The following is a 21,665-nucleotide window of genomic DNA, read 5'->3' as shown; positions in this document are numbered from 1 at the left end:
CGATATGCCTGTACTTCCTGAGTTTCGATTGGATGGCAAGATTGCGTTCATCGCTGGCGAGGGTGAGGGAGAGAGCCCGGTCATCGCGGCGGCGATGGTGGAGGCCGGGGCAAAGGTGTTCATGTTCGCGCCTCGACAGGTGACGGTGGAGGGCGGGATGACGGCGGCGTCTAAGATCGGAGGGCAGGCGCTGGGGTTATTCGGCGACCCGTCGGACGCGGTGGGACTGGAGAAGGGGATGGCGGCGTTCATGCCGATATTCGGGCGGGTGGACATCCTGGTCAACAACTCGAGGGTGCCCTTCGCCAAGCCTTTCGAGGAAGTGACGCCGCAGGAGTGGGATGAGGCGGTGCGAAAGAACCTGCGCTCGGCGTATGTGCTGAGCCATCGGATTGGGAAGGAGTTCTTGAAGCAGGGCAAGGGCAGGATTATCAACGTGGTGTCGGGGCTGGCGGAGCGGGGGCAGTGGAACTCGACGGCCTTCTGCGCGACACAGAGCGCCATGATGGGGTTCACTCGCGCGCTGTCGCTGGAGTGGGCGAAGAAGGGGGTGCGGGTCAACGCGGTGGGCGTGGGCTGGCAGGAGGGGCAGAATACAGGGGCGGGCGCGTTGGAGGACGAGAAGCTGGTGAAGTACATTCCGCTGCGGAAACGGGGGAGGCCGCAGGACATTGGGGCGCTGGTAGCGTACCTGGCGTCGGACGCGTGCGAGTTTGTGTCAGGGCAGGCGATATACATTGACGGCGGACTGATGGCGCATCCGTAGGGGGCGGATGAGGATTTGCTAATTCCAGCTACTTGGCTTGGGACGCTCCACGGCGCTGCGCATGGCAGTGTCGGTGTAGCCAGAGGCACCAATTCCGAAGCTTCTGGGTTTTGGACGATGGCGGTTGACCTTCTCCTCTATAGCTTCACGAACCAAAGGGGCCATGGATATGTTGCGCTCCACGGCGATGGCGCGCAATCGCTGCATCAGGTCGTCTGGTAGAGATGTGGTGATGCGCTGCATGCAGTAATGATATTACAGGCGGCCTGATTCTACAGCTATCACCAGGCTTCATAGAAGCGGGCTGACTGCTCATCCGTAGAATTTGCTTGCTATAGCATGCTTTTTGGTCACATCGACGCTTATATGCCAGTTAATACAGGTAGATCAGTCCAGCGGTCGCTTTGTGGATCGAATACTTCAACAGAAGTCATAATCCAGCCACCACAGAACTTATTAAATCCCACTGCCAACGTCGTGCCACTCTGAGCACTAAAAACTCCGTATACACTACCATTAAATTTTTTATCTACAGTGCTTTGCCAGTGTCCGTTCTGGAGGTCGTATATTTCCGATTCAGCATAATTGCCTTCCACGGCTGGGACATTTGGAACACCGCCGATGACCAAGATTCGTCCGTCACCAATGTCCCTTAGACGCGGTAAAACACGAGGATAACGCATCAGAGATGTGAGGGACCAGTCGTTGGCAACTGAATCGTAAATCTCGGAGTCTGTGTTGAAGGGATTGTAAACATCACCTGTCCGTCCGCCGACTATTAGGATTCTTCCGTCATTCAACACAATCGCCGCATGTCCTTCCCGAGGCCTCATCATGCTGTTGACTGGTATCCATCTGTTTGTCGAAGGGTCAAATAGTTCGGCTGATGAAGAGGTCGAGGAGCAAAGTGAGACCCCTGGCTTACAGATTACGCCGCCCGTAATTAGAACTCTCCCATCTTTCATTAGTGTAGCTGTATGTCCGGCGCTTGGACGTGGTAAGGTCGCCGTGAGGACTAATGACTCCTCTCGGGGATCGAAGATCTCTACCAAATTCGTAGCATCACCTCCACAGAATTCATTTTCAACAGAGCATAGATTACCTCCGACCAGAAGAACTCTACCGTCAGATAGGGTCGTGGCGGAATAGCCAATTCGCGCAGTCCAAGAACCTTTTCCCTCAACCCATCTGAGATTTAATGGGTCGTAAACCCCATACCCTTTGATACCTAGCGTCAGCAGGCGCCCGTCTTCTAGAGTAATCAGCCTGGAAGCTTTGTCAGTAGGGATATCCACGCCTGGATCCCACTCATTTAATGACGGGTTGTATTGTTCGATCTTGCCGATTGCCTTACCAGCTCGGAAGCCTCCGTACACAACCAAATGTCCGTTTGAAAGAAGGTGTACAGACGCATCAATCCGTCCGGTCTTAAGCGTTCCCATTTCATTGGCCTCTGGTATCGTGTAGGGCTTTGTTGTCAACGGGTCATAACTTGCTACTCTTGTGACAGGATTGCTGGGTTTTCCGTTAGTGTGTAGGAGTACCACTTGACCATTTGGGAGAAGACTATAGTTCGAATAATCCAACTCTTTGTCATCCCCACAATCAATGCCTCACAGGGGCCCGCTATCACTGCAAGCTAGACCTACAGAAAATCCGACTGCTAGAGCGACAACAAGCAGATGTCTGATACGGTCTACTCTCCGACTCCAGGGCATAGACAGAGGAATCAACTCGACCTCCTAGTAAGAGAGTCGTCAAAACCTGTTCTTGTAGGGTCAGTTCTACCCCTGGAACGCCCGCTTGTGGGAGGTCTGGGTCTCCTGCTTGGTGATGAACTCCAGCAAGGCGGCCTTGCCGCCCTCCGTCGCCTTACGAGCGCGCTTGATGGCCCCGGCGATTTTGCCCGGGTCGGTGACGCGCTCCGACCAGCCGCCCATGGCACTGGCCATATCAGCGTAGTTACCGCCGAGGTCGCGGGCGTTATAAAGGCGGTGGGAGGCGGCCATGGCGTCGGTCTCGCAGGCCATGGAGGAGTTGTTTAAGACTATCGTGCAGATGGGGATGCCTGAGCGGGCCGCGGTCTCGAAGTCGGTGCCGACCATGCCGAAGGCAGCATCGCCCATAAGGTTGACGCAGAACTTCTCAGGCTGGGCCATCTTGGCGCCCATGATAAGGCCCAGGCCGGTGCCCAAGCCGTGGGACTTGCCCCAGCCGATATAGGTGCGAGGGCCGTCGGACTTGTAAAAGGGCATGATCTGGTCTCGGGGGCTGCCGGAGTCGTGGGTCATGATGGCTTCGGAGGGCTTCACCGCTTGCATGAATTCATGAATGACGCGATAGGGGCTGATGGGGACTTCGCTGGAGGTGAGACGGGGGTTCCACTCCTTGAGCCAGGCTTGGCGGGCCTTGGCGACCTCCGCCTCGGTCTTGCCGTTGCGCGACTTCTTGCCCAGGAGGTCTTTGCAAGCCTCGATGAACTGGCGGAGGACCAGCCTGGCGTCGCCGATGACGGGGTAGTCCACCACGTAGTCCTTGGAGATGTCGATAGAATCGTTGGTGGCGTGGATAATCGTCTTGCCAGCGGGAATGTGGGTGGTCATGGCATGCTTGGTTAGGCTGGAGCCGATGGCGAAGACCAGGTCGGCGTTCTTGAGGAAAGAGTAGGCCGCGCCGTTCATGGTGGTGGAGACGCTGCCGAGGGCGAGGGGGTGTCCTTCAGGGAAGCCGCTTTTGCCGGCCATAGTGGTGACGACGGGGACCTGGAGGAGTTCGGCTAGTTCGATGAGTTCGTTAGTGGCGTCGGCGTAGAGGACGCCCTGGCCGGCATGAATGACGGGGGCTTTGGCCTTGAGAAGGGCCTTGGCGGCGGCGAGGACATCGTCAGGATTGCCCTGGGACATGGTCCTCTTGACGGGCTGGTAGTTCTCGGCCAAGGCGGAATCGGCCTGGGAGGTGGCAATGTCTACGGGGATCTCTACCATGGCCGGGCCGGGCCGGCCCATCTTCATGGCGGCGAAGGCGCGTCTGAGGGCAGGGGCGATGCGCTCCGGGGAGTTGACCTGCTCGATGTGCTTGGTAATAGGGGCGTAGTTCCTAAGGGAGCTGAAGTGAGGGAAGATGCCGTCCTGATGCCTGGGATGGCCCAAGGGGAGGAGGAGCATGGGAACGGCGTCGGAGAAGGCGGTGGCGACGCCGGCGTAGGCGTTCTCGGCGCCGGGGCCGTACTGCATGGCGAAGGCGCCTGGAGGATTGGCGTTGGTGACGCGGGTGAAGCCGTCGGCGATGCCGACACCGACGCGCTCCTGTCGGCAGATGACGGGACGAATGCCAGCCTCGGCGCAGGCTTCGATGACGGGCGTAGTGGGGAAGGCGCTGAGGAACTGGACGCCTTCCTTCTTTAAGATTTGGGCCATGACGTCTATGGTGCGCATGATGGGCCTCCCTCGGTTGGTGGGTAGATGATAACAGAAGTTTCAGACCTTTACCCCACCCACTTCCTGAATGGAAGCTTTGAATAACACCCGTTACGCGGAGCTAGGGTTCCACCCCTCAACCTGCACCTTCTCCCACAAGGGGAGAAGGAGGGAACTGCTTGGCGATGACAGGAAAATGAATGTGATACTAGACTAAAGTAGGACCAGCTTCTTCGGCTGCGTCGGAGTTCCGACTTCGCTCAGAATGACAGGTCTAATCGCCTAGCATAGCCTCAGCGATAAGGGGGACGGGAATAGAGCCGTAGGCGAGGAGGCGGTCGTGGAAGGACTGGAGGTTGAAGCTGGCGCCTTCTTTGCGCTGCATGTCGCGGCGGAGGTTTTTGATGCCGTCGATGCCCAAGAGGTACATCATACCGACCCCGGGGATGATAGCGTCGCGGACGGTCTCGGTGCGGGCGGCGGCGGGCGTGAAGTTGACGTGCTCTTTATAGAAGGCCTCGCAGGTCTCGAAACTCCACTGGCCGGTGTGGAGTTTAACATCTACGATGGCACGGGCGGCGGCGCGCATCCGGGCGTAGTGCTGGCTGTACTTCTCCAAGGGCGTCATGAGACCGATCTCTTCCATCAAGTCAACGGTATATTGGGCCCAGCCCTCGCACAACGTGCCGCCGCTGAGCATAGCGATTCGGTAGGCGACATCGACGGCGGCAATCTGCCCTATGCGCGACTTGGCGCGGTAGGCGTAATAGTTTTGGATGTGATGGCCCAGGCCGCCGTGGTGGACGACGTAGTTGAGCTTGACCACGCTGTCGTTGTTGGCGCGGAGGAAGGGTTTATGGGCGGAGGGGTCGTCGGGCATGGGACGCATCATGTAATCGACGAAGGGGAGGTGGTCAAAGGCGGGCTCGGAATGGTAGGGGAGGACGTAGAGGTATGGGGCGGCCTCGCGGAGCCAGGGCGGCTGCTGGACGAACTGGATGTCATAGTCCTCGGGCCAGGCGAAGAGGTGGTGTTCTATGGCGGCGGCGCGGACGGCGTCGTGGTGGCGCTGGTGGCTGGCGTAGAAGCCGCTGGCGCTGGCCTGATGGTCATCGAGGAGGGCCAGGGCGGTGGGGTAGTCGCGGACGCCCATCTTGAGGGCGCCGGCCTCCAGGAGGGCGCGGGAGGTGTGGAACTGCTCCAAGGCGTAGGCCTCGATTTCGGCGGCGGACTCTTTGAGGAAATGGCACTTTTTGATGATGATGTCCAGGGCTTCGGGGCCGCAGGAGTAGGCGTCGCTGGGGCGTTGGCGCAGGTCGGATTCCAGGAAGTGCTGGAACTTGGCGAAGGCGGCACTTCCTTTCGTGAGGGCGGAATTGAGGGTAGAGCTGGCGAAGCCTTCCTGTTTGGCGAGGATGGGGATGCCTTTATCGATCAATATACGTGCGCCGACGCACTCCTTGATGGCCCGGTCAGTCCATGATGGGGGCGCGTCCTGAAGGTTGGCCTGGGCTTGTTGTAGGAAGGCGGGGATGGCCTCAAGGCGCTGGATTAATGACTCGGCGCGTTGCTGTATAGGGGCGAAGGGTCGGCGGAGAAGGGCGATGAGGCCAAGGGCGGCCTCGCCGGAGTAGACGGCCGGGCAGTGGTTTATCAGGAAGCCGGAGGAGTATTCCCAGGTGCGGGTGGCGATGAAACCTTCGACCAGCTTTTTGTCGAGGGCCTGGGTGTGAGTGAGGGAGGCGGGGGAGATGGCCCGCAATTCGCGGCCTCGGCGGGCGAGGGCGTAGAGGAGGGAGTGGACGCCGCCAGGCGAGAAGTCGGGAAGGTTGCCGTCGTAGTCATGTACGCCGATGAAGGTGGCGTCCACGGGGTGGTGGGCGTAGAAGAACCGCAGGAAGTGGTCCAGGGCGCGGTCGAAGTACTTGGCTTGCGTATCCATGGTTATCGAGGGAGGGGGAGGTCCACCCAGCGGCGCTGATGGTGGGAAATTTCGACGGCGTTAATCATCTCCTGGACCCAGGCTCCGTCGTCAAAGTTGCCCTGATTTCTGGCGCCGCCGTCGTGAATCTCCTCGACAAAATCGGTGACGAGGTTGGTATAGAAAGTGTTCCTGGCAGACTCGCCGGGGACGTAGTCGCGGGGGAAGAAGCGGCGGGGGATGTCCAGCTGCTTGTATTCGATGCTGTCCGGCTTGGCGGCACGGACGGTCTCGGGCACGCCGAACTCCTCGACGACGCGGACGATTATCGCGCCCTTGTCGCCGTAGAAGCGGGCCTCGACGCCGGGGAAGTTGCCGACGGTGCAGAAGCTGGTCTGGATAGTGGCGAAGGCGCCGTTGGCGTATTCGGCCAGGAAGACATCGCCGTCGTCGATGTTGACGCGGTGCAGGCCGGTCTTGCCGCGGATGGCGCGCTCGGGGATAAAGTTGCGCATGGTGCCGACGACGCTGGTATAGTCGGCGCCGACCCACCATCGGCTGATGTCGATGATAGGCGCGCCGTAGCCTTCCAGGGAGGCGACGTTGATGCCGGGCTTTTCGGTCTTGACCTGGGAGTCGCGCAGGGGCGTCTGGGGGTTGAGCCACTGAGAGTTCTGCTCGTAGCCGTTGAAGATGAGGGGCCGCCCGACGAAGCCTTCGTCGATAAGCGACTTGGCGTAGCGGACGCCCGGAGTGTAGCGGAAGGTGAAGCCTAGCTTGGTCTTGAGGCGCTTTCGCTTGGCCTCCTGGCTGAGGGCGAGGGTCTTGCGGAAGTCATAGTTGACGGGCTTTTCGCAGAGGACGTGCTTGCCGGAGGCGATGGCAGCCTGAGCGATTTCATAGTGGGTCTGGGAGGGAGTGCAGATATCGATGATGTCCAGGTCAGGGCGCGAGACGACTTTCTGCCAGTTGGTGGTGGCGTGAGGCGCGTTGTACTCTTTAGACATCTGACCGGCGAGGGCCTCGTCGATGTCACAGACCCAGACGAGTTTGACGTTCTGCTGACGGCTCCAGGCAGGCAGGTGGGCGAACTGGGCCCATCGCCCCGCACCGATGATGCCGACTCGAAGAGTTTCTTTTGGCATGGCGTTCTACCTCAAGGGATGGCGGTAGTATAGCGAGATTTTAGGACGCAGCCTATGGCCGACTTGACACCTACCAGGCTAGGACTACAATCGGCTCATTCTTTGGCAGGGGTTAGAGGCAGGAGGGCGATATGCTGGACACGGTGATAAAGGGCGGGACGGTAGTGACGTCTGCGGGTGTGGGGAAGTGGGATGTGGGGATTATCGGGGAGAGGATTGTGGTGGTGGCGGCGCCGGAGTCGGTGCCGATGGAGGCTAAGCGCATCGTCAACGCCGAGGGGCGGATTGTGGTGCCGGGGGGCATCGAGCCGCACATACATGCGGCGTCGAACCTCCAGCCGAACATACCGCAAATCGTGCCGGACATGCCCAACGCGGGGCCGTTGGACCACACGCTGGGGGCGATATGGGGCGGCACGACGACGGTGGTGGACTTTGCGCCGGTGCCTAATGAAGGCGATTTAGTCAAAGGCGTCCACGATTTCATGAAGGTGTGGAAGGGGCAGGGTTACACCGATTATTCGACGCACTGTGTTTATACAGACAAGAGCACGCCCGACGCGATTTCTCGGTATGGCGAGCTGGTGAGGGCGGGATTTCCCAGCGTCAAGATTTTCACTACGGACACGAGGCCGGAGGGGCACAGGCCGTCGTACAGCGTCGTCGCCAAGATTGACATGGGGCGGCTGGACGCGCTGATGCGGGTGATGCAGAGGGAAGATGGGATGCTGGCGGTGCACGGGGCGGACGACGAGCTGACGATGTACAACTACCTCATCGCCAAGCAGATGGGGTGGTGGGACTGGCCGCACATCTCCAAGGTCCATTCCAACCTGGTGGAGGAGATGGCGTTCCAGCGGGTGGTCCGGCTGGCGAAGAAGACGGGCGTAGGGATGTATTTTGTCCATGTGACGGCCAAGGAGGGGCTGGAGGCTATCGAGGAGGCGCGAAGCGACGGGATGGCGGTGTACGGCGAGGTGCTGACCCTGGCGCTAAGCTTCAACGCCGACAACTACAAGGCCTCCGACGGGATGAAGTTTCATACTTATCCGTCGTTGAAGTATGAAGAGGACAAGCAGCGATTATGGAAGGGGCTGCTTCATGGCGAGCTTACCGTCACGGCAACGGACAGCGGATTTACTACATACACAGACAAGATTGCGGGCCGCAACGTGCTGGACATGCGAGGCGGGAACATTGGCATCGAGATACGTATGGGGGTGGTGTATTCGGAGGCGGTGGTGAAGCGTGGGCTGAGCCTGGAGCGCTATGCCGACATCACGTCCACCAACGCCGCCAGGATGCTGGGCTTCTACCCTCGGAAGGGGGTCATCGCCATCGGCAGCGACGCCGACATCTGCATTATCGACCCCAAGTTAAAGAAAAAACTGACGATGAAGGACCTGCACGTGCGGGACTACAGCCCGTGGGAGGGCTGGGAGGTGCAGGGGTGGCCGACGACGGTGCTGCTGAGGGGGAAGGTTATGGTGGACGGCGGGAAGCTGCTAGGGAAGCCAGGCGACGGGCAGTTAATACCGAGGAAGATGACGCCAGCTTATTTGCAGCGGCCTGCGTTTTAGTCGAGTCTGTGGCTTCAGACCTTTGCTAATTAAGGCCTTGCGGTCGGCGCTGGACTGGCGGCCCCCGACGCCCTTTTACTACGGCTGGCTGGTGCTGGCCATGGCGGCCCTGGCGACCTTTGCTGCCACGGGGTTCACGCAGATAGTCCTGGGCGCCATTCAGAACTTCATTTTCGATGAGACAGGGTGGAACCGCAGCACTATCGCGCTGGCGGTGAGCATTGGAACGTGGACGTCGGGGCTGATATCGCCGCTGGTGGGAAGGCTGGCGGACCGGCACGGGCCTCGATGGCTTATGCCGGCGGGGCTTATAGCGGCGGGGGTGTGCTTCTTTGGGCTGGCAGGGATACACGCCGTGTGGCATTTCTACGCAGCGTACATTGTGGGGCGCGCCATCAGCAACCCGGTGGTGATAGGGGTAGTGCCGAGGACGACGGCGGTAAACTTCTTCCGTCGACGGCGGAACCTGGCGCTGGCTATAAGCTCTACTTTCAGGCCCCTGGGCGGCGCCATCAATATACAGATAATATCGGCGGTGGCGGGGCGATGGGGGTGGCGCAACGCATATCGAGGGCTGGGGATAGCGAGCTTCGCGCTGATTCTGCCGCTGGTGGCGGTAATGCGTCGCCAGCCCGAGGACATCGGCCTTCTGCCAGACGGCGCGAAGGCAGAGACGGGGCGGGAGGCCGGCGCGGCTATCGCGTCGAATCCGGGACACAGCAAGGGCCAACCATCGCCGCTTTCGCCTGAGGAGAGCTGGAACGCGCGGGAGGCTGTCAGGACCAACGCTTTCTGGCTCATTGGCATCACGGCGTTTCTCAGCCTCCTAGGCGCGGCGACCATTGGCTACAGCATGGTGCCGTTCCTGGTGGACCAGGCGTCTATATCGACGGCGCAGGCCGCTGGTGTGTTCAGCCTCAGCACTTTTTTGTCGGTGGCGAACGTGGGGTGGGCGTATGTGGCGGACCGGTTCAGCCCCAGAAGGGTGTTGATGGTCCTCCTGGTGGCGACAGGGGCGACGGCGCTCTACATACCTTTTATTGACTCGCTGGCCTCGGCGTACGTGTTCGGGATGGTGTACGGGCTGCTGACGGGGACTGTGGGTGTGCTGGAGCAGATGATGCTGGCGCAGTATTTTGGGCGGGGGTCCTACGGGACGATATCCGGGTTGATGATGCCGAGCCAGACGGTGGCGCTGGGAATGGGGCCGGTGATCGGGGCTGTGGTGAAGGACACGACGGGGAGTTATTACGCGCTGTTTATTGTGATGAATTTGTTGAATTTAGTGGCGGCGTATCTGGTATTTAGGGCGAGGAGACCGGAGAGGCCGACGGCCTCGATGATGGTTTCGTAGCATCTTTCACGAAAATGCAGCGCTGTTCATAGGCGGGATACCATCCCCTGACCCCTTCCCCGACTGCATCGGGACTGAGTACAGCCTGCTGGAAGGTGAAGGAAATAAAAAGCACCTCATCACCCCCCTTCGGCCAGGCTCAGGGCAGGCTCTATCCCCCTCTTCTCTTTTGCAATAGGAGAAGAGGGGGTACCCGAAGGGAGGTGCTCAGACTTGACTCCAACGCATCCAAACGCTAGCCGTCGGTGTGAGTAAAAAAGAGAGGGACCGCTGAAACAGCGGCCCCTCTTAAAAGTTTCCTTGGTTGGAACTACTTGCCGATTTTGTAGAGCTTGGTGGCGGTGTCCTTGGTGATCTTGGCCCTTATGCTGGGTTTGACGCCGTTGAGGGCGTGGTCCAGGACTTTATGGGAGTCGGGCCAGACGCTGTCGGGGTGGGGATAGTCGGAACCCCACATGATGTTGTCTTCGCCGACCAGGGGTATCATGTCGGCCACGTCGTACTCTTCCTGGAAGGTGGTCATGCCGTTGCGGGCCCAGTACTCGCTGGGCTTCATCTTCATGGAAGGACTGGTGAACTTGTTTTCGTACATACCGTCGTGGTAGACGTGGTCCATGCGGTCCAGGGCGAAGGGGACCCAGCCCACGCCGCATTCGGCCATGACGAACTTGAGCTTGGGGAACTTGTCCAGGGCGCCGGAGGCGATCATGGACATCATGTGTTGCACCATGGAGAACATGCCCAGGGCGCCGCGCACCAGTTGGAAAGCCTGCTCGTTCTGAGTGAAGTCTCGGCCTTGGACGGCGAAGCCGGTCTCCATGTCGGGCGTAGTGCCGATGGGGATGCGGGTGCCGCCGATGTGGAAGGAGATGGGCATGTTGATGTCCACCATGGCTTCCCAGAGGCCGTCCCAGTAGCCATCGCGGGCGTAGAGGGGGTAGTTGAGGCCGCCGGCCATGAGGTCGCAGCCGCGGATGAATTTGAGATTGGCGACGCGCCGGGCTTCAGCGGCGGCCAGCTTGGAGTCGTGGACGGGGAGGCATGCCAGGCCGTACCATCGGCCGGGGTAGCTGGCGCCGAACTCGTTGACCCAGTCGTTATAAATTCGATAGACCTCGGTCACCACAGGCATCTGTTTGAGGTTCTTGCCTGAGCCGGTGATGCCGTAGAGGATTTCGCAGTCCACGCCGTCGGTCATCATGTCCTTGAGGCGCAGTTCGGGGTCGACGGGGCGGGCAGGGCCGTCGTAGAAGCCGGCGTCCAGCATCTTGTCGGTGCGCATGCGACGTCCGCGGGTGGGGGCGATGAACTCGAAGCCTGCGGACTGGGCGACGCCGAGGACGTTGTCCTTTTCGGCGATCCACTGGAGGCCCTTCTTTGTCTCCACTATGCGGGGCATAAGCTCCAGCAGTTCAGGCTTGGAGCAGTTCTTGACGAAGAGGTCTCCCGGGAGCCAGCTCATATCTACGTGGGAGTCACCTGAAATAAGGTTGTACTTAACCATGCGCACCTCTTAGTTGCATTTTCATCCTAATTTAACAGAAATTTGAGGAGTCCGCCAGGTGCCGTGGGGTTAGCTCCCGTTCTGTTCCTCTCCATCAAAACCTTGATGTTTGATACCAACCTAGTCATAGGCGGGATACCATCCCCTAGCCCCTTTCCCGACTGCATCGGGACTGAGTACAGCCTGCTGGAAGGGGAAGGAAAATAAGGATCACCTCATCACCCTCTAACTCCATCTTCTCCTTTGCTATAGGAGAAGAGGGAGAACCAGAAGGAAACTCTCGGTACCATCTCGCACAAAAGGCTTGTGGTAGCAAGACAAGCCTTACCATAACGAAGAATGTACGGGCTAAAGTTCCGGGCCACCAGGCGTCAGGAGCTGAGTGTGATTCGGTGGGAGGTGCGGGCGCGGAGCGGGGCGCGGGGGTCCAGGGCGTCGCGGAGGCCGTCGCCGAGAAAGGTGAAAGCCATCATTAGCAGGCCGATGGCGATGGTGGGGAAGAGGACCAGATGAGGAGAGGCGAAGATTAGCGAGTAGCCGTCTTGGACCATGGACCCCCAGCTGGGCGTCGGCGGGCGGACGCCAATGCCAATGTAGCTCAGGGCGGTCTCGATGAAGATGGCCCGCGGCACGGCGAAAGTGACGGCGACGATGATGGGGCCGATGGAGTTGGGCAGCACGTGCTTCATTAATATCCATCGCGGCGGCGCGCCCAGGGCTTTGGCAGCCTTGACGTAGTCCATCTCTTTGGCTACAAGGACTTGCCCCCGGGCCAGCCGGGCGATATCCACCCAGGACACCAGGGCGATGGAAAGGAACAGCATGAAGATGCCGCCGCCCAGGACGCTTCGCAAGAGGATGATAAAGAGGAGGTCGGGGAAGGCGTAGATGATGTCAACGAATCTCATCAGGAAGTTATCAGTCTTGCCGCCTATGTAGCCCGCCAGGGCGCCGAGGGGCAGACCGATGGCGAGGATTATGACCTGAGTGAAAATGCCGACCATTAGGGAAACCCGAGCGCCGTGGACTACCCGGCTGAAGATGTCCCGCCCCAGATAGTCGGTGCCGAACCAGTGGGAGAAACTAGGGCCGTGGTTGATGACGGTGTAGTCCTGGGCGTTGGGGTCGGCGCTGATGATGGGGGCGAAGATGGCGGCGAGGGCGATGACGCCGATGACGACCAGTCCCGCCAGGGCGACCTTATGTCGCAGCAGCCGTTTGGCGGTCAGCGCCCACAAGCTGTCGAATTGGAAGGAGTCCGACGGAGCGTCGATGGGAGCTGCTCGCGCCATGCTATTCGTACCTGACGCGTGGGTCGGCGACGGCGTAGAGCAAATCGACGGCGCCGGAGCTGCGGGAGGTGGCGACGGGCCACTGGGCGGCGTGTATTAAGGCGGCGGGGTATGAGAAAGGGAAGGATAAGTAGCAGGAGAAGGAAGGGCGAGGCAACCTCGCCCCTATGCAAGCGGTGATGCCGCCTATCAGAGGATGGGGCCTGCATTCCAGTGGCAACAGATTCTTCGGCTACGTCGGATTACCGACTTCGCTCAGAATGACAGGCATTCCTCTTTTTACTAGCCTCAACCCTCTGTCAACAACGGCTGTCCTGACGCCTGTGACTTGCTATTTGCCCATTCGGTATGTACGGACGGCGTTGTCGCAGACGATTTTTTTGAGGACCTTTGGCTTGAGTTGGCCCATGGTGTCGTGGATGACTTCTTTGGAGTCGGGCCAGACGCCGTCGGGATGGGGGTAGTCGCTGCCCCACATAAGGTTGTCCTCGCCGACGAGGTGGGCCATATCGCCGACGCAGGGCTCTTCCTGGAAGGTCGTCGCGCCCTGGCGGAACCAGTACTCGCTGGGGAGGAGGGACATGGGCGGATCGAACTTTTTGTCCAGGGCAGCATCCTTATATATGTGGTCCATGCGGTTGAGGGCGAAGGGTATCCAGCCCGCGCCGCTTTCTCCCATGACAAAACGGAAATTGGGGAACTTTTCGCAGGCGCCGCTGTATATGATGCCAATGAGCCACTGGACGCAGGAGAACTGGCCCAGGGCCTGGGTGACGCCCTGGAAGGAGAGGTCGTTCTGGCCGACTTCCTGGCCGAATGCGGGGTCGGCGGCGGCGCCGGGGGGCTTGGGCACGGGGATTCGGCCTCCGCCGACGTGGAAGGAGACGGGGGCCTGGGTGTCCGCCACGGCCTGCCATAGTGGGTCCCAGTAGCCGTCACGGACGTAGATGGGGTGGGTGACCTCGCTGGCGATTAAATCGGCGCCGCGGACGTAGGCGCTTTTGGCGGCGCGTCGCAGCTCCTGGGCGGCGAGGTTGGGGTCGTGGATGGGGACGCAGGCGAGGGCATACCATCGCCCTGGGTTGGTGGCGCAGAAGTCGGCCACCCAATCGTTATAAATGCGATACGTCTCAGCGATAGTCTCGTGGTCTTTAAGCCTCATGCCGGTGCCGGTGATGCCGTAAAGAATCTCGGCGTCGATGCCGTCCACGGCCATGTGGTTGAGTCGCAGTTCCGGGTCGACGGGGTGGGGCTTGCCGTCGTAGAAGCCGGCCTCTTTCATGCGCTGGATGCGGCGGCGCATGTCCGGGCGGGCCTGGACGAAGCCGTGGCCCGCGCCGTGGACGACGCCGAGGACGCGGCCTTCCGCCACCCATCGGGGGCCTTCAGGGGTGTCGTGGACCTGGGGGACTTTGTCTTTGAGGTGGGGCCGGGCGTTGGCTTTGAAGAGGTCGCCGGGGAGCCAGCTGAGGTCTACGTGGGAGTCGCCGGAGACGAGGTTGTATTTCATGGCGGTACCTCACCCTTTGTTAGGGACACTTTAGCACAACAAGGTTAGTTCATCGACAAGGCCTTGGCCGGGTTCTTGACCATGATGGTGTTGATCTGGGCTTCGGTGACGCCCAGCTTGCGGAGGCGGGGCAGAAAGGTCTCGAAGATGTGGCAGTAGCCGGTGCTGCCGCTGTAGCGCATCTCGTGGTCACGGTTGCGGTCGTGGGAGATCATGAGCTGATTTACATAACCTCGTCCGATTAAGGCATGGACTATCTCAGCGCGGGTCTCGTCAAAGAGGTAGTGCTCTTTGCCGATGACGTCGAACTGGATGAAAGAGCCTTTATCGGCCAGCTTGGACAACACGTCGATGTCAGGGCGCTCGTCGACGTGGCCGACGATAAAACGCCGCAAGTCCACGCCCTCGGCGGCGAGGATTTCGGTCTGGTGGACGCCGGCGACGCCGCCGGGGACTTCCATGCGCCGCGCGCCGGTGGTGTGGGAGGTGATGGCGGCGCCGGTGCGCTTCTGGGCAATGGCGATGGCCTTGAGGGCTTTTAGCTCCGGGCCTTCGACTCGAGCGCGGTGGATGGCGGACTTGAAGAGGCCGCAGCGCCGCTTGTCAGGGCCGATGCCTTCGGTAATCTCGCGGGTGATGTGGTCGGCGATTTTTTCCACCGACCACTCGCTGATATGCCACGGCATGTGAGGCTCGATGTAATAGCCGGAAGTGGAGATAATGTGGACTTCCGACTCGTAGGAGAGGCGGGCCAGCATGTCCAGGTCGCGGCCCCAGCCCTGGCAGGTGACCTCGATGATGGCGCCGCCGCCGGCGGCCTTGTAGGCCTTGAGCTCGCCGACGACGCGGTCGAAACTGTCCAGCTTCATGAAGCCGGCGGGGTCTCGCGTCGCGCCCAGGAGGTCGAGGCGGGGACCGAGGTTCTGGTCGCACCAGATGTGCTCGTGAGGCAGGCAGACGCCGAGGTCTTTTTCTTTTATGGGACCGAGGACGGTCTGGATCATGGGATTGGACCCCCCTTTCTAACCTTCCCCCACTGAGCGGGGGAAAGGAGATTTCGCAGCGTGGCAGGTGGCACTGATAAAGGAACGTGCCTCCAGTGTTTACCCCTCACCTTAGTCCTCTCCCACGAGGGGAGAGGAAATATGAAGCAGGGACACGGCATTTAGTAATCCTCAGGTGATAATGATTTCAGCGTTAGACCAACACCTTCCCCTGCTGTTTCATAACGTCAAAGAGACCTAGAAGCTCGCCGGTGTAGCGGAGCTTGATGAGGCCCTGGCTGATGCTGTCGAAGGTATAGTCGTGGCCAAACTGGGTGGTGCCGGCGGAGCAGTCGGTGATGACGAGGCTGCTGACGCCGCGGTCGTTTAGCTCCATGGCGGTCTGGCGCACACCGAAGTCGAAGTAGCAGCCCATGAGGACAACGTTGTTGAACTTGTTGTCTTTAAGCCATCGTTCAAATTTGGGGTTGGCGAGGGCGCTCCAGGCGGGCTTGGAGAAGACAGGCTCATCGGGCAGGGGCCTCCAGGCATGGGGGAAGCCGCCCAGGGGGCCGTCCAGGTCCCACTCCCAGCCGGTGGCTTTCTGGAACTCGGAGGGTTTTTCGCCTTTCTTATAGCCTAGACAGCTATAAGCGACGCTGACCCCGAGGCTCCGGCAGGCGTCTAGGACTCGCGGGATGTTGGGGGTGATGAGGCGGAGGAGGTGAAAATATTCGTCGAACTCGCGGTCCAGGACTTTGGCCTTGATTCGCTGGGCGAGGAGGCCATTGCGGTCCGAGAAGGGGTTGTGCATGTCGACGCAGACGAGGCAGGTGTTGCGCTTGGTGAGGAGGAGGGGCTTGGTCTCCTTGGTCAGCAGAGGCACGGGATGGCGAATAATCATTACCCGTTCACCTTGTCGTAGTTGGCGTGCCAGTTCATGCGGTACTTCACATCTTCGGGAAGAGTGGAGACCTTCTCGGGGGCGAACTTGAAGTCCCAGCCTTCTTTGGTGATGGTGTCGTAGATGGGGCCGGCGTCAAATCGAAGGCCGGTATACTTGCCCGGCGGCTGGGATATGAGCCAGACGAAGGCCTTGCCCAACTCGGCGGCGTCGAACCACTGGTCACGGACTGCCGGCGGCGTGCGCTGTATCTGGTCCCAGCCCAGGGCGGTGGGCTTGATGCGCTTGCCCGGGCCGACGGCGTTGAGCGAAATCTTGTAGGGCACGGCCTCCAGGGCCAGGGCCTTGATAAAGCCTTCGATGGCGTGCTTGCCGGCGCAGTAAACGACTTCGTTCTTATAACCTCGGAAGCTGGAGCCGCTGGCGATGCCGATGATATGGCCGCCGCCCTGCCGCTTCATCGCCTCCCAGGCAGCGCGGGCACCGTTCATGTAGCCACCAAAGCTGACGCGCATCTCGCGCCACCACTGCTCCTCAGGGGTATCCTCCCAGGCCTGGAGGGGCATGATGACGCCGGCGTGAACAATGGCGTCGATGCGGCCATGCTTGCTCACCACCTGGTTGACGGCAGACTGGAAGGCCTTAAGGTCTGCGGCGTCCAGGTGGAGGGACACGACGTCGGAACCGTCGGACTTCATGTCGGCGACGGAGCGGGCCAGATTGGCGTCGTTGACGTCGGTAGCGAGGACGCGGGCGCCGGCGCGGCCCAGGGCGCGGGCGATGCCCGCGCCGAAGCCTAACGCGGCGCCGGTTACTAGAACAGCTTTGCCTTGAAGTCGTTTTTCCATAACTAACCTACCGTCCTTCTGAGGAAATTGAGGGCGTTTTCGCCGGCGAGTTTTTTAATCTGGGGGTCGGTGTAGCCTCGGAGGATGAAGCCCCGGATAAGGTTTTTGCCGTCGGCTGGGGACTCGAGGCCGTCCAGGTAGGGCACGGGGTACTGGCGCAGCATACCCGGCAGCATGAGCTTGTGATACGCCACGTGGTCGCCGATGAGGGTGTCAGTGCCGATGGCGACGTGGTCGATGCCCAGGAGTTTGACTAGATAATCGTAATGGTCGAGGACGACATTGATATTGTGCTTGGGATCGTCGCTGAGGGAGTTGGGTACGGCGGTGACGGCCACCAGCCCGCCCTTCTTGGCGCAGGCTTTCAGTTCCTCGTCCTTTCGAGTGCGCCAGGTGGGCCGCAGGGTGTAGGCGGCGTTGTGGCTAAAAAGGATGGGGGCCTTGGAGTGCTTGACGGCGTCCAGGGCGGTCTGCATGCCGGCGTGGGACACATCCACTGCGACGCCCAGGTCGTTCATGCGGTGGACGACGTCGATGCCGAATTTGGTGAGGCCGGCGTCGTGGCGCTCTGTGAGGCCCGAGCCGAGGTTGTTCTGGAGGTTGTAGGTGAGGCCGGCGATGCGAACGCCGAGGGCGTAGAGGGTATCGACGCGCTGGATCTGGTCGCCGAGGGCCATGTGCTCGACGGTGGGCATGAAGCCTACCTTGCCGTAGGCCTTGGCTTTCAGGATCTCGTCGGCGGTAGTGACCTTGACCACCGAGTCTTTGTGCTGGACCATGTGGGCCACCATCATGCCGACCTCGTCGGCCAGGTCTTCGAAGGAGATATATGATAGCTCGCGGTTTTTGGCCATGCCTCGGAAGCAGTTGGCCGTCGCCACCGCGGCCCAGCCGCCATGCTCCGCGGCCTGATACCCCCAATCGTAGTCGCCGACGCGGAGGTATTCGATGATGTTTGTCATGTCGTCGGGCAGGACCATGGGGTGCTCGTGGAGGTCCACCATGACCGCTTCTTCCATGAGCTTCTTGAATCGGGCATCTTGTTTGGCATCCAGGGGCAGGGTCATGGAGGGCACTCGGCCCACCTGTTTGGCGAGGGGGAAAAGAAGTTGGGGCATGTGGCCTGCTTTTGTCACGCTGAGAGATTGAGGGATCCGGCCTGACGTATCGCGTGAGAGTGTAGCGTGTCAGCCGTCAGAACAGATTCTTCGACTACGTCGGAGTACCGACTTCGCTCAGAATGACATATTGGGATCTCTATTTCTTAAATGGGGAGTCTATTTTCAATGTTTTGGCTAGTTGGCGTAGCTCTTCAACTATTACAGGGTCTATCTGGCAGCCGTGCTTGCGGAAGTGCTGCTCCTGGCGGTAGTCGAACTCGCCGGGGACGAGGATTTCGTCGAAGCCCGGGCGCCGCTTGCTGGACTTGACCTCTTTAACGAAGGCGTCCATTCGCGACTTAAATTCGGCCACGGGCATGAACCAGGCGATGTCCAGGGCGATGAAGGTGTGGGAGCAGTCTTGAATCGGGCCGGAATAGGGCGCGAGACCAAAGCCGCCGCCGCTGATGACGCCGGTCAACACGTCGGTCATCATGGCGAGGCCGTAGCCCTTGTGCCTGCCGATGCCCAAAAGAGCGCCCGCCATGGCGGCGTTGGGGTCGTCGGTCTCGTGGCCGTCAGGCGTCAATGCCCAGTCCAGGGGCATCTTCTTGCCCTCACGGGCGTACCATCGCATCATGCCTTTGCCTGCCGTGGTGAGGGCGATGTCGAGGACAACGGGGAAGGGGCCGCCGGTGGGCGCGGCGATGGCCCAGGGGTTGGTGCCTACTCGGCCCTGGCTGCCGCCCCAGGGGGCCATCTCGGGCCCGGCGTTGGTCATGGCGATGCCGATGCAGTCGTTATCGACGGCGATGCGGGCGTGGACGGCGGAGGAGCCGTAGTGGGTGCTGTTTCTGACGATGACGGTGCCGACGCCCGAAGCCTTGGCTTTCTTGGCGGCGAGTCGCATTGATTTCTGGCCGATGGGCGAGCCGAGGCCGTTATGGGCGTCGACCAGCGCGAGGGCAGAGCTTTCTTTCACGATTTGGAACGGGGCGCCGGGCTTGACGTGGCCTTTAGTGATGCGCTCGTAGTAGTTGGGAAGGCGTCGGACGCCCTGGCCCTGGCCGGGGAGGCAGTGGAGCTCGCTTTGCATGAGGGCATTGGCGCACATGCGGGCTTCGTCGTCGGGGACGCCCATGGCGCGGAAGCATCGGTAGGTGAAGTCGTCCAACTGATTGAGCGGTATGGTGACCAGATTGATAGGCATGAGAGGCCTCAGAGAAGGATGGGGGAAAGTGTAGTGGTGGAAGCGCGGGGGCGCAAGGTGCGGTTTTATGAGGGCTGTTTATTGGAAATAGTTAACCTTGTTCTCATTTGGCACGACCTCATCCCCTTAATCCCTCTTCGCCCTCCAGGCCGAAGGGGGAGAACTTGAGGAGATTCTTCCACAGCCAGCCATCGCGGAAAATGACTGGCTCCGTGAATCTCGCAAGAGGCGAATCGCAGTAATAACAGCCGGCAAGATTAGGGGCTTTGTTTGAGGCGGGTTATTTTCTTCAAGGCCTGGTTTCTACGCCAGGCAAGGTATCCCCAAGCGCCGGCCAGGGCGGCGATGGCGGCGATGGGGTAAAACCAGTTGAAGCCGCCGCCTTCGCGGATGGGGCCTTCAAAGTTGGTAGAGGCCTGGCCCAGAGGGCCGTTGATGGTCATGTGGAAGCGCCACTGGCTGGGCTTGGGAGCCGGGAAGGTGACGGTATGCCACTGCTCGCCCGCGCTGGAGGGCTCGGCAGTGGCTGGGCCGATGGTAAGGCCGGGTTCGGCGACGCTTTGGCCTCGCACGACTACGGTGGGGCGCGAGGGGAGGATGGCGCTGCTGGTGTCGACTATGGCGATGGTGAGGTGGAACTGGCTGCCCTGCCGGACGGCCAGGACGCGGGCGGTGTAAGGGCCTATGGGGCCGTTGAAGATTTCCTCGCTGCTGGGGTGGATGCCGTTGGCGGATGCGATAGACAGCGAGAAAAGGATAGCAGTCAGTAAAGCAAAGATAGTGGTGATGTAGATTGGGAAGGGCACAGGGCGCCCCCTAAAAAGAAAAGCCGCCCCGAAGCCTTTCGGCGGTCGGGGCGGCGTGGCGGACAGGGTTACTTGCCCACGTTGTAGAGTTTAATGGCGTTGTCGCGGAGGACTTTCTTCAAGTCGGCGGGTTTGAGGTTACCCAGGGCTTCGTGGATGACCTCCTGGGAATCGGGCCAGGTGCTGTCGGGGTGGGGATAGTCACTGCCCCACATGACGTTGTTGATGCCGACGAGGTGGGCCAGCTGGCCGGCGCTGGGCTCTTCCTGGAAGGTGGTGTAGCCCTGCCTGGCCCAGTAGTAGCTGGGCGGCTCAGGCATGGGCGGGTTCTTGACAATCCTCTCGAAGTACTGCTCGCTGTAGGCGTGGTCCAGCCGGTTGAGGATGAAGGGTATCCAGCCAGTGCCGGCCTCGCCCATTACAAACTTAAAGTTTTCGTACTTCTGGCAGGCGCCGTTCATGAGGAAGGCGCACATATACTGAACGCCGCTGAGCTGTCCCAGCGCGCCCATGACGCCGCGCCAGGCGATCTCGTTCTGGTTGGCTTTGCGGCCTTCAATGACGAAGGCGGTGCTGCCGCCGGGCGGGTCCTGGACAGGGATGCGCCCGCCGCCAAGATGGGATGAGATGGAGAGGCCGGTGTCGTTGACGACTTCCCACAGCTCGTCCCAATAGCCGTCACGGGCGTAGATGGGATGTTTGCACTGGCTGGCCATGAGGTCGAAGCCACGGACGTACTTGAGCTTGGAGGCACGCCGGGCCTCGGCGGCGGCCAGCTTGCCGTCGTGGAAGGGCAGGGGCGCGAGGACATACCAGCGGCCCGGATAGCTGCCGGCGAACTCATTAGCCCAGTCGGTGTATGTGCGGTAGACCTCGGCGATGACATCGTCCTGGTGGAGGTTCTTGCCTGCGCCGGTGATGCCGTAGAGGATTTCGCAGTCTACGCCGTCGGTCATCATGTCCTTGAGGCGAAGCTCTGGGTCGACGGGGCGGGCGGGGCCGTCGTAGAAGCCGGCGGCCAGCATCTTGTCGGTGCGGCGCCATCTTCCGGGCTGGGGCTTGATGAACTCGAATCCGGCGGACTGGGCGACGCCGAGGACGTTGTCCTTCTCAGCGATCCATCGAAGGCCGTCCTTGGTCTCGACGATGCGTGGCATGAGATCCCGAAGCTTGGGTTTGCTGCAATTTTTGACGAAGAGGTCGCCGGGTAGCCAGCTCATATCTACGTGCGAATCGCCGGAGATGACGTTGTACTTCAAGGATAGCCTCCTTATTTGCTGCCTAGGTGTTTATTTTCTGTCGTTGTGCGCAACCTTTAATATAGCA

At 60.6% G+C, this 21,665-nt stretch carries 18 protein-coding genes; 3 read left to right on the top strand and 15 right to left on the bottom strand.

Translation table 11 applies throughout. The annotated features are described in order from the left end of the window. The first annotated feature begins 4 nt into the window (after nt 1-4). Nucleotides 5-766 (top strand): SDR family oxidoreductase, encoded by a 762-nt coding sequence (locus FJ320_04550; protein MBM3925245.1) that lies wholly within the window; start codon nt 5-7, stop codon nt 764-766. An 18-nt stretch (nt 767-784) separates the two neighbouring features. On the opposite strand, the gene FJ320_04545 is transcribed toward FJ320_04550, so the two are convergent. The 5 genes from FJ320_04545 to FJ320_04525 all read right to left on the bottom strand — a co-directional run bounded on the left by FJ320_04545 (nt 785) and on the right by FJ320_04525 (nt 7,248). Further along, nucleotides 785-1,009 carry a ribbon-helix-helix protein, CopG family gene (locus FJ320_04545; protein ID MBM3925244.1) on the bottom strand — a complete coding sequence of 75 codons (225 nt, stop codon included), beginning with the start codon at nt 1,007-1,009 and terminating at the stop codon, nt 785-787. A gap of 119 nt (nt 1,010-1,128) precedes the next feature. Continuing rightward, on the bottom strand, nt 1,129-2,247 hold the full coding sequence (locus FJ320_04540; protein ID MBM3925243.1) for a hypothetical protein: 1,119 nt from the start codon (nt 2,245-2,247) through the stop codon (nt 1,129-1,131). Nucleotides 2,248-2,550: 303 nt separating this feature from the next. Continuing rightward, nucleotides 2,551-4,200 carry a thiamine pyrophosphate-requiring protein gene (locus FJ320_04535; GenBank protein MBM3925242.1) on the bottom strand — a complete coding sequence of 550 codons (1,650 nt, stop codon included), beginning with the start codon at nt 4,198-4,200 and terminating at the stop codon, nt 2,551-2,553. A gap of 256 nt (nt 4,201-4,456) precedes the next feature. Further along, nucleotides 4,457-6,124 (bottom strand): DUF885 domain-containing protein, encoded by a 1,668-nt coding sequence (locus FJ320_04530; protein MBM3925241.1) that lies wholly within the window; start codon nt 6,122-6,124, stop codon nt 4,457-4,459. A 2-nt stretch (nt 6,125-6,126) separates the two neighbouring features. After that, nucleotides 6,127-7,248, bottom strand: coding sequence for a Gfo/Idh/MocA family oxidoreductase (locus FJ320_04525; GenBank protein MBM3925240.1), 1,122 nt, complete (start codon nt 7,246-7,248; stop codon nt 6,127-6,129). 131 nt (nt 7,249-7,379) lie between these two features. Between FJ320_04525 and FJ320_04520 the strand changes: the two genes are divergently transcribed. Both FJ320_04520 and FJ320_04515 read left to right on the top strand, forming a co-directional pair. After that, complete coding sequence (locus FJ320_04520) at nt 7,380-8,828, top strand: amidohydrolase family protein (protein MBM3925239.1); 1,449 nt, start codon at nt 7,380-7,382, stop codon at nt 8,826-8,828. Between the two features lie 22 nt (nt 8,829-8,850). Further along, the gene (locus FJ320_04515) at nt 8,851-10,182 is read left to right on the top strand and encodes an MFS transporter (GenBank protein MBM3925238.1); all 1,332 of its coding nucleotides are present in this window, start codon (nt 8,851-8,853) and stop codon (nt 10,180-10,182) included. A gap of 310 nt (nt 10,183-10,492) precedes the next feature. Here FJ320_04515 and FJ320_04510 read toward each other — a convergent pair whose 3' ends face one another. From FJ320_04510 to FJ320_04465, 10 genes are all read right to left on the bottom strand, one after another. Beyond that, the gene (locus FJ320_04510; GenBank protein ID MBM3925237.1) at nt 10,493-11,686 is read right to left on the bottom strand and encodes an amidohydrolase; all 1,194 of its coding nucleotides are present in this window, start codon (nt 11,684-11,686) and stop codon (nt 10,493-10,495) included. 371 nt (nt 11,687-12,057) lie between these two features. After that, complete coding sequence (locus FJ320_04505) at nt 12,058-12,978, bottom strand: ABC transporter permease (protein MBM3925236.1); 921 nt, start codon at nt 12,976-12,978, stop codon at nt 12,058-12,060. A 331-nt stretch (nt 12,979-13,309) separates the two neighbouring features. Continuing rightward, the gene (locus FJ320_04500) at nt 13,310-14,488 is read right to left on the bottom strand and encodes a hypothetical protein (protein MBM3925235.1); all 1,179 of its coding nucleotides are present in this window, start codon (nt 14,486-14,488) and stop codon (nt 13,310-13,312) included. A 44-nt stretch (nt 14,489-14,532) separates the two neighbouring features. Next, nucleotides 14,533-15,492 (bottom strand): hypothetical protein, encoded by a 960-nt coding sequence (locus FJ320_04495; GenBank protein ID MBM3925234.1) that lies wholly within the window; start codon nt 15,490-15,492, stop codon nt 14,533-14,535. 193 nt (nt 15,493-15,685) lie between these two features. Continuing rightward, entirely contained in the window at nt 15,686-16,375 is a 690-nt protein-coding gene (locus FJ320_04490) for a cysteine hydrolase (protein MBM3925233.1), read from the bottom strand. Beyond that, entirely contained in the window at nt 16,375-17,223 is an 849-nt protein-coding gene (locus FJ320_04485; protein MBM3925232.1) for an SDR family oxidoreductase, read from the bottom strand. The genes FJ320_04490 and FJ320_04485 overlap by 1 nt, the downstream gene beginning before the upstream one ends. A gap of 2 nt (nt 17,224-17,225) precedes the next feature. Further along, the gene (locus FJ320_04480) at nt 17,226-18,341 is read right to left on the bottom strand and encodes a hypothetical protein (protein MBM3925231.1); all 1,116 of its coding nucleotides are present in this window, start codon (nt 18,339-18,341) and stop codon (nt 17,226-17,228) included. A gap of 139 nt (nt 18,342-18,480) precedes the next feature. Next, on the bottom strand, nt 18,481-19,533 hold the full coding sequence (locus tag FJ320_04475) for an Ldh family oxidoreductase (GenBank protein ID MBM3925230.1): 1,053 nt from the start codon (nt 19,531-19,533) through the stop codon (nt 18,481-18,483). A 257-nt stretch (nt 19,534-19,790) separates the two neighbouring features. Beyond that, a complete protein-coding gene (locus tag FJ320_04470) occupies nt 19,791-20,339 on the bottom strand; it encodes a hypothetical protein (GenBank protein ID MBM3925229.1) in 549 nt (182 codons plus the stop codon). Between the two features lie 68 nt (nt 20,340-20,407). Beyond that, nucleotides 20,408-21,598, bottom strand: coding sequence for an amidohydrolase (locus tag FJ320_04465; GenBank protein MBM3925228.1), 1,191 nt, complete (start codon nt 21,596-21,598; stop codon nt 20,408-20,410). Between the last annotated feature and the right edge of the window lie 67 nt (nt 21,599-21,665).

This window comes from SAR202 cluster bacterium (genome assembly GCA_016872285.1).
In the GTDB taxonomy this organism is placed as follows: Bacteria; Chloroflexota; Dehalococcoidia; order Lucifugimonadales.
The sequence above is the reverse complement of the archived record's forward strand: the minus strand, read 5'-3'. Positions and strand labels throughout refer to the sequence as shown.

What these genes read in the sequence shown, in the direction of transcription:
- FJ320_04490 (MBM3925233.1), bottom strand. Translation starts at nt 16,375, where the DNA reads ATGATTATTCGCCATCCCGTGCCTCTGCTGACCAAGGAGACCAAGCCC.
- FJ320_04535 (MBM3925242.1), bottom strand. Translation starts at nt 4,200, where the DNA reads ATGCGCACCATAGACGTCATGGCCCAAATCTTAAAGAAGGAAGGCGTC.
- FJ320_04505 (MBM3925236.1), bottom strand. Translation starts at nt 12,978, where the DNA reads ATGGCGCGAGCAGCTCCCATCGACGCTCCGTCGGACTCCTTCCAATTC.
- FJ320_04530 (MBM3925241.1), bottom strand. Translation starts at nt 6,124, where the DNA reads ATGGATACGCAAGCCAAGTACTTCGACCGCGCCCTGGACCACTTCCTG.
- FJ320_04520 (MBM3925239.1), top strand. Translation starts at nt 7,380, where the DNA reads ATGCTGGACACGGTGATAAAGGGCGGGACGGTAGTGACGTCTGCGGGT.
- FJ320_04510 (MBM3925237.1), bottom strand. Translation starts at nt 11,686, where the DNA reads ATGGTTAAGTACAACCTTATTTCAGGTGACTCCCACGTAGATATGAGC.
- FJ320_04495 (MBM3925234.1), bottom strand. Translation starts at nt 15,492, where the DNA reads ATGATCCAGACCGTCCTCGGTCCCATAAAAGAAAAAGACCTCGGCGTC.
- FJ320_04545 (MBM3925244.1), bottom strand. Translation starts at nt 1,009, where the DNA reads ATGCAGCGCATCACCACATCTCTACCAGACGACCTGATGCAGCGATTG.
- FJ320_04485 (MBM3925232.1), bottom strand. Translation starts at nt 17,223, where the DNA reads ATGGAAAAACGACTTCAAGGCAAAGCTGTTCTAGTAACCGGCGCCGCG.
- FJ320_04525 (MBM3925240.1), bottom strand. Translation starts at nt 7,248, where the DNA reads ATGCCAAAAGAAACTCTTCGAGTCGGCATCATCGGTGCGGGGCGATGG.
- FJ320_04550 (MBM3925245.1), top strand. Translation starts at nt 5, where the DNA reads ATGCCTGTACTTCCTGAGTTTCGATTGGATGGCAAGATTGCGTTCATC.
- FJ320_04500 (MBM3925235.1), bottom strand. Translation starts at nt 14,488, where the DNA reads ATGAAATACAACCTCGTCTCCGGCGACTCCCACGTAGACCTCAGCTGG.
- FJ320_04475 (MBM3925230.1), bottom strand. Translation starts at nt 19,533, where the DNA reads ATGCCTATCAATCTGGTCACCATACCGCTCAATCAGTTGGACGACTTC.
- FJ320_04480 (MBM3925231.1), bottom strand. Translation starts at nt 18,341, where the DNA reads ATGCCCCAACTTCTTTTCCCCCTCGCCAAACAGGTGGGCCGAGTGCCC.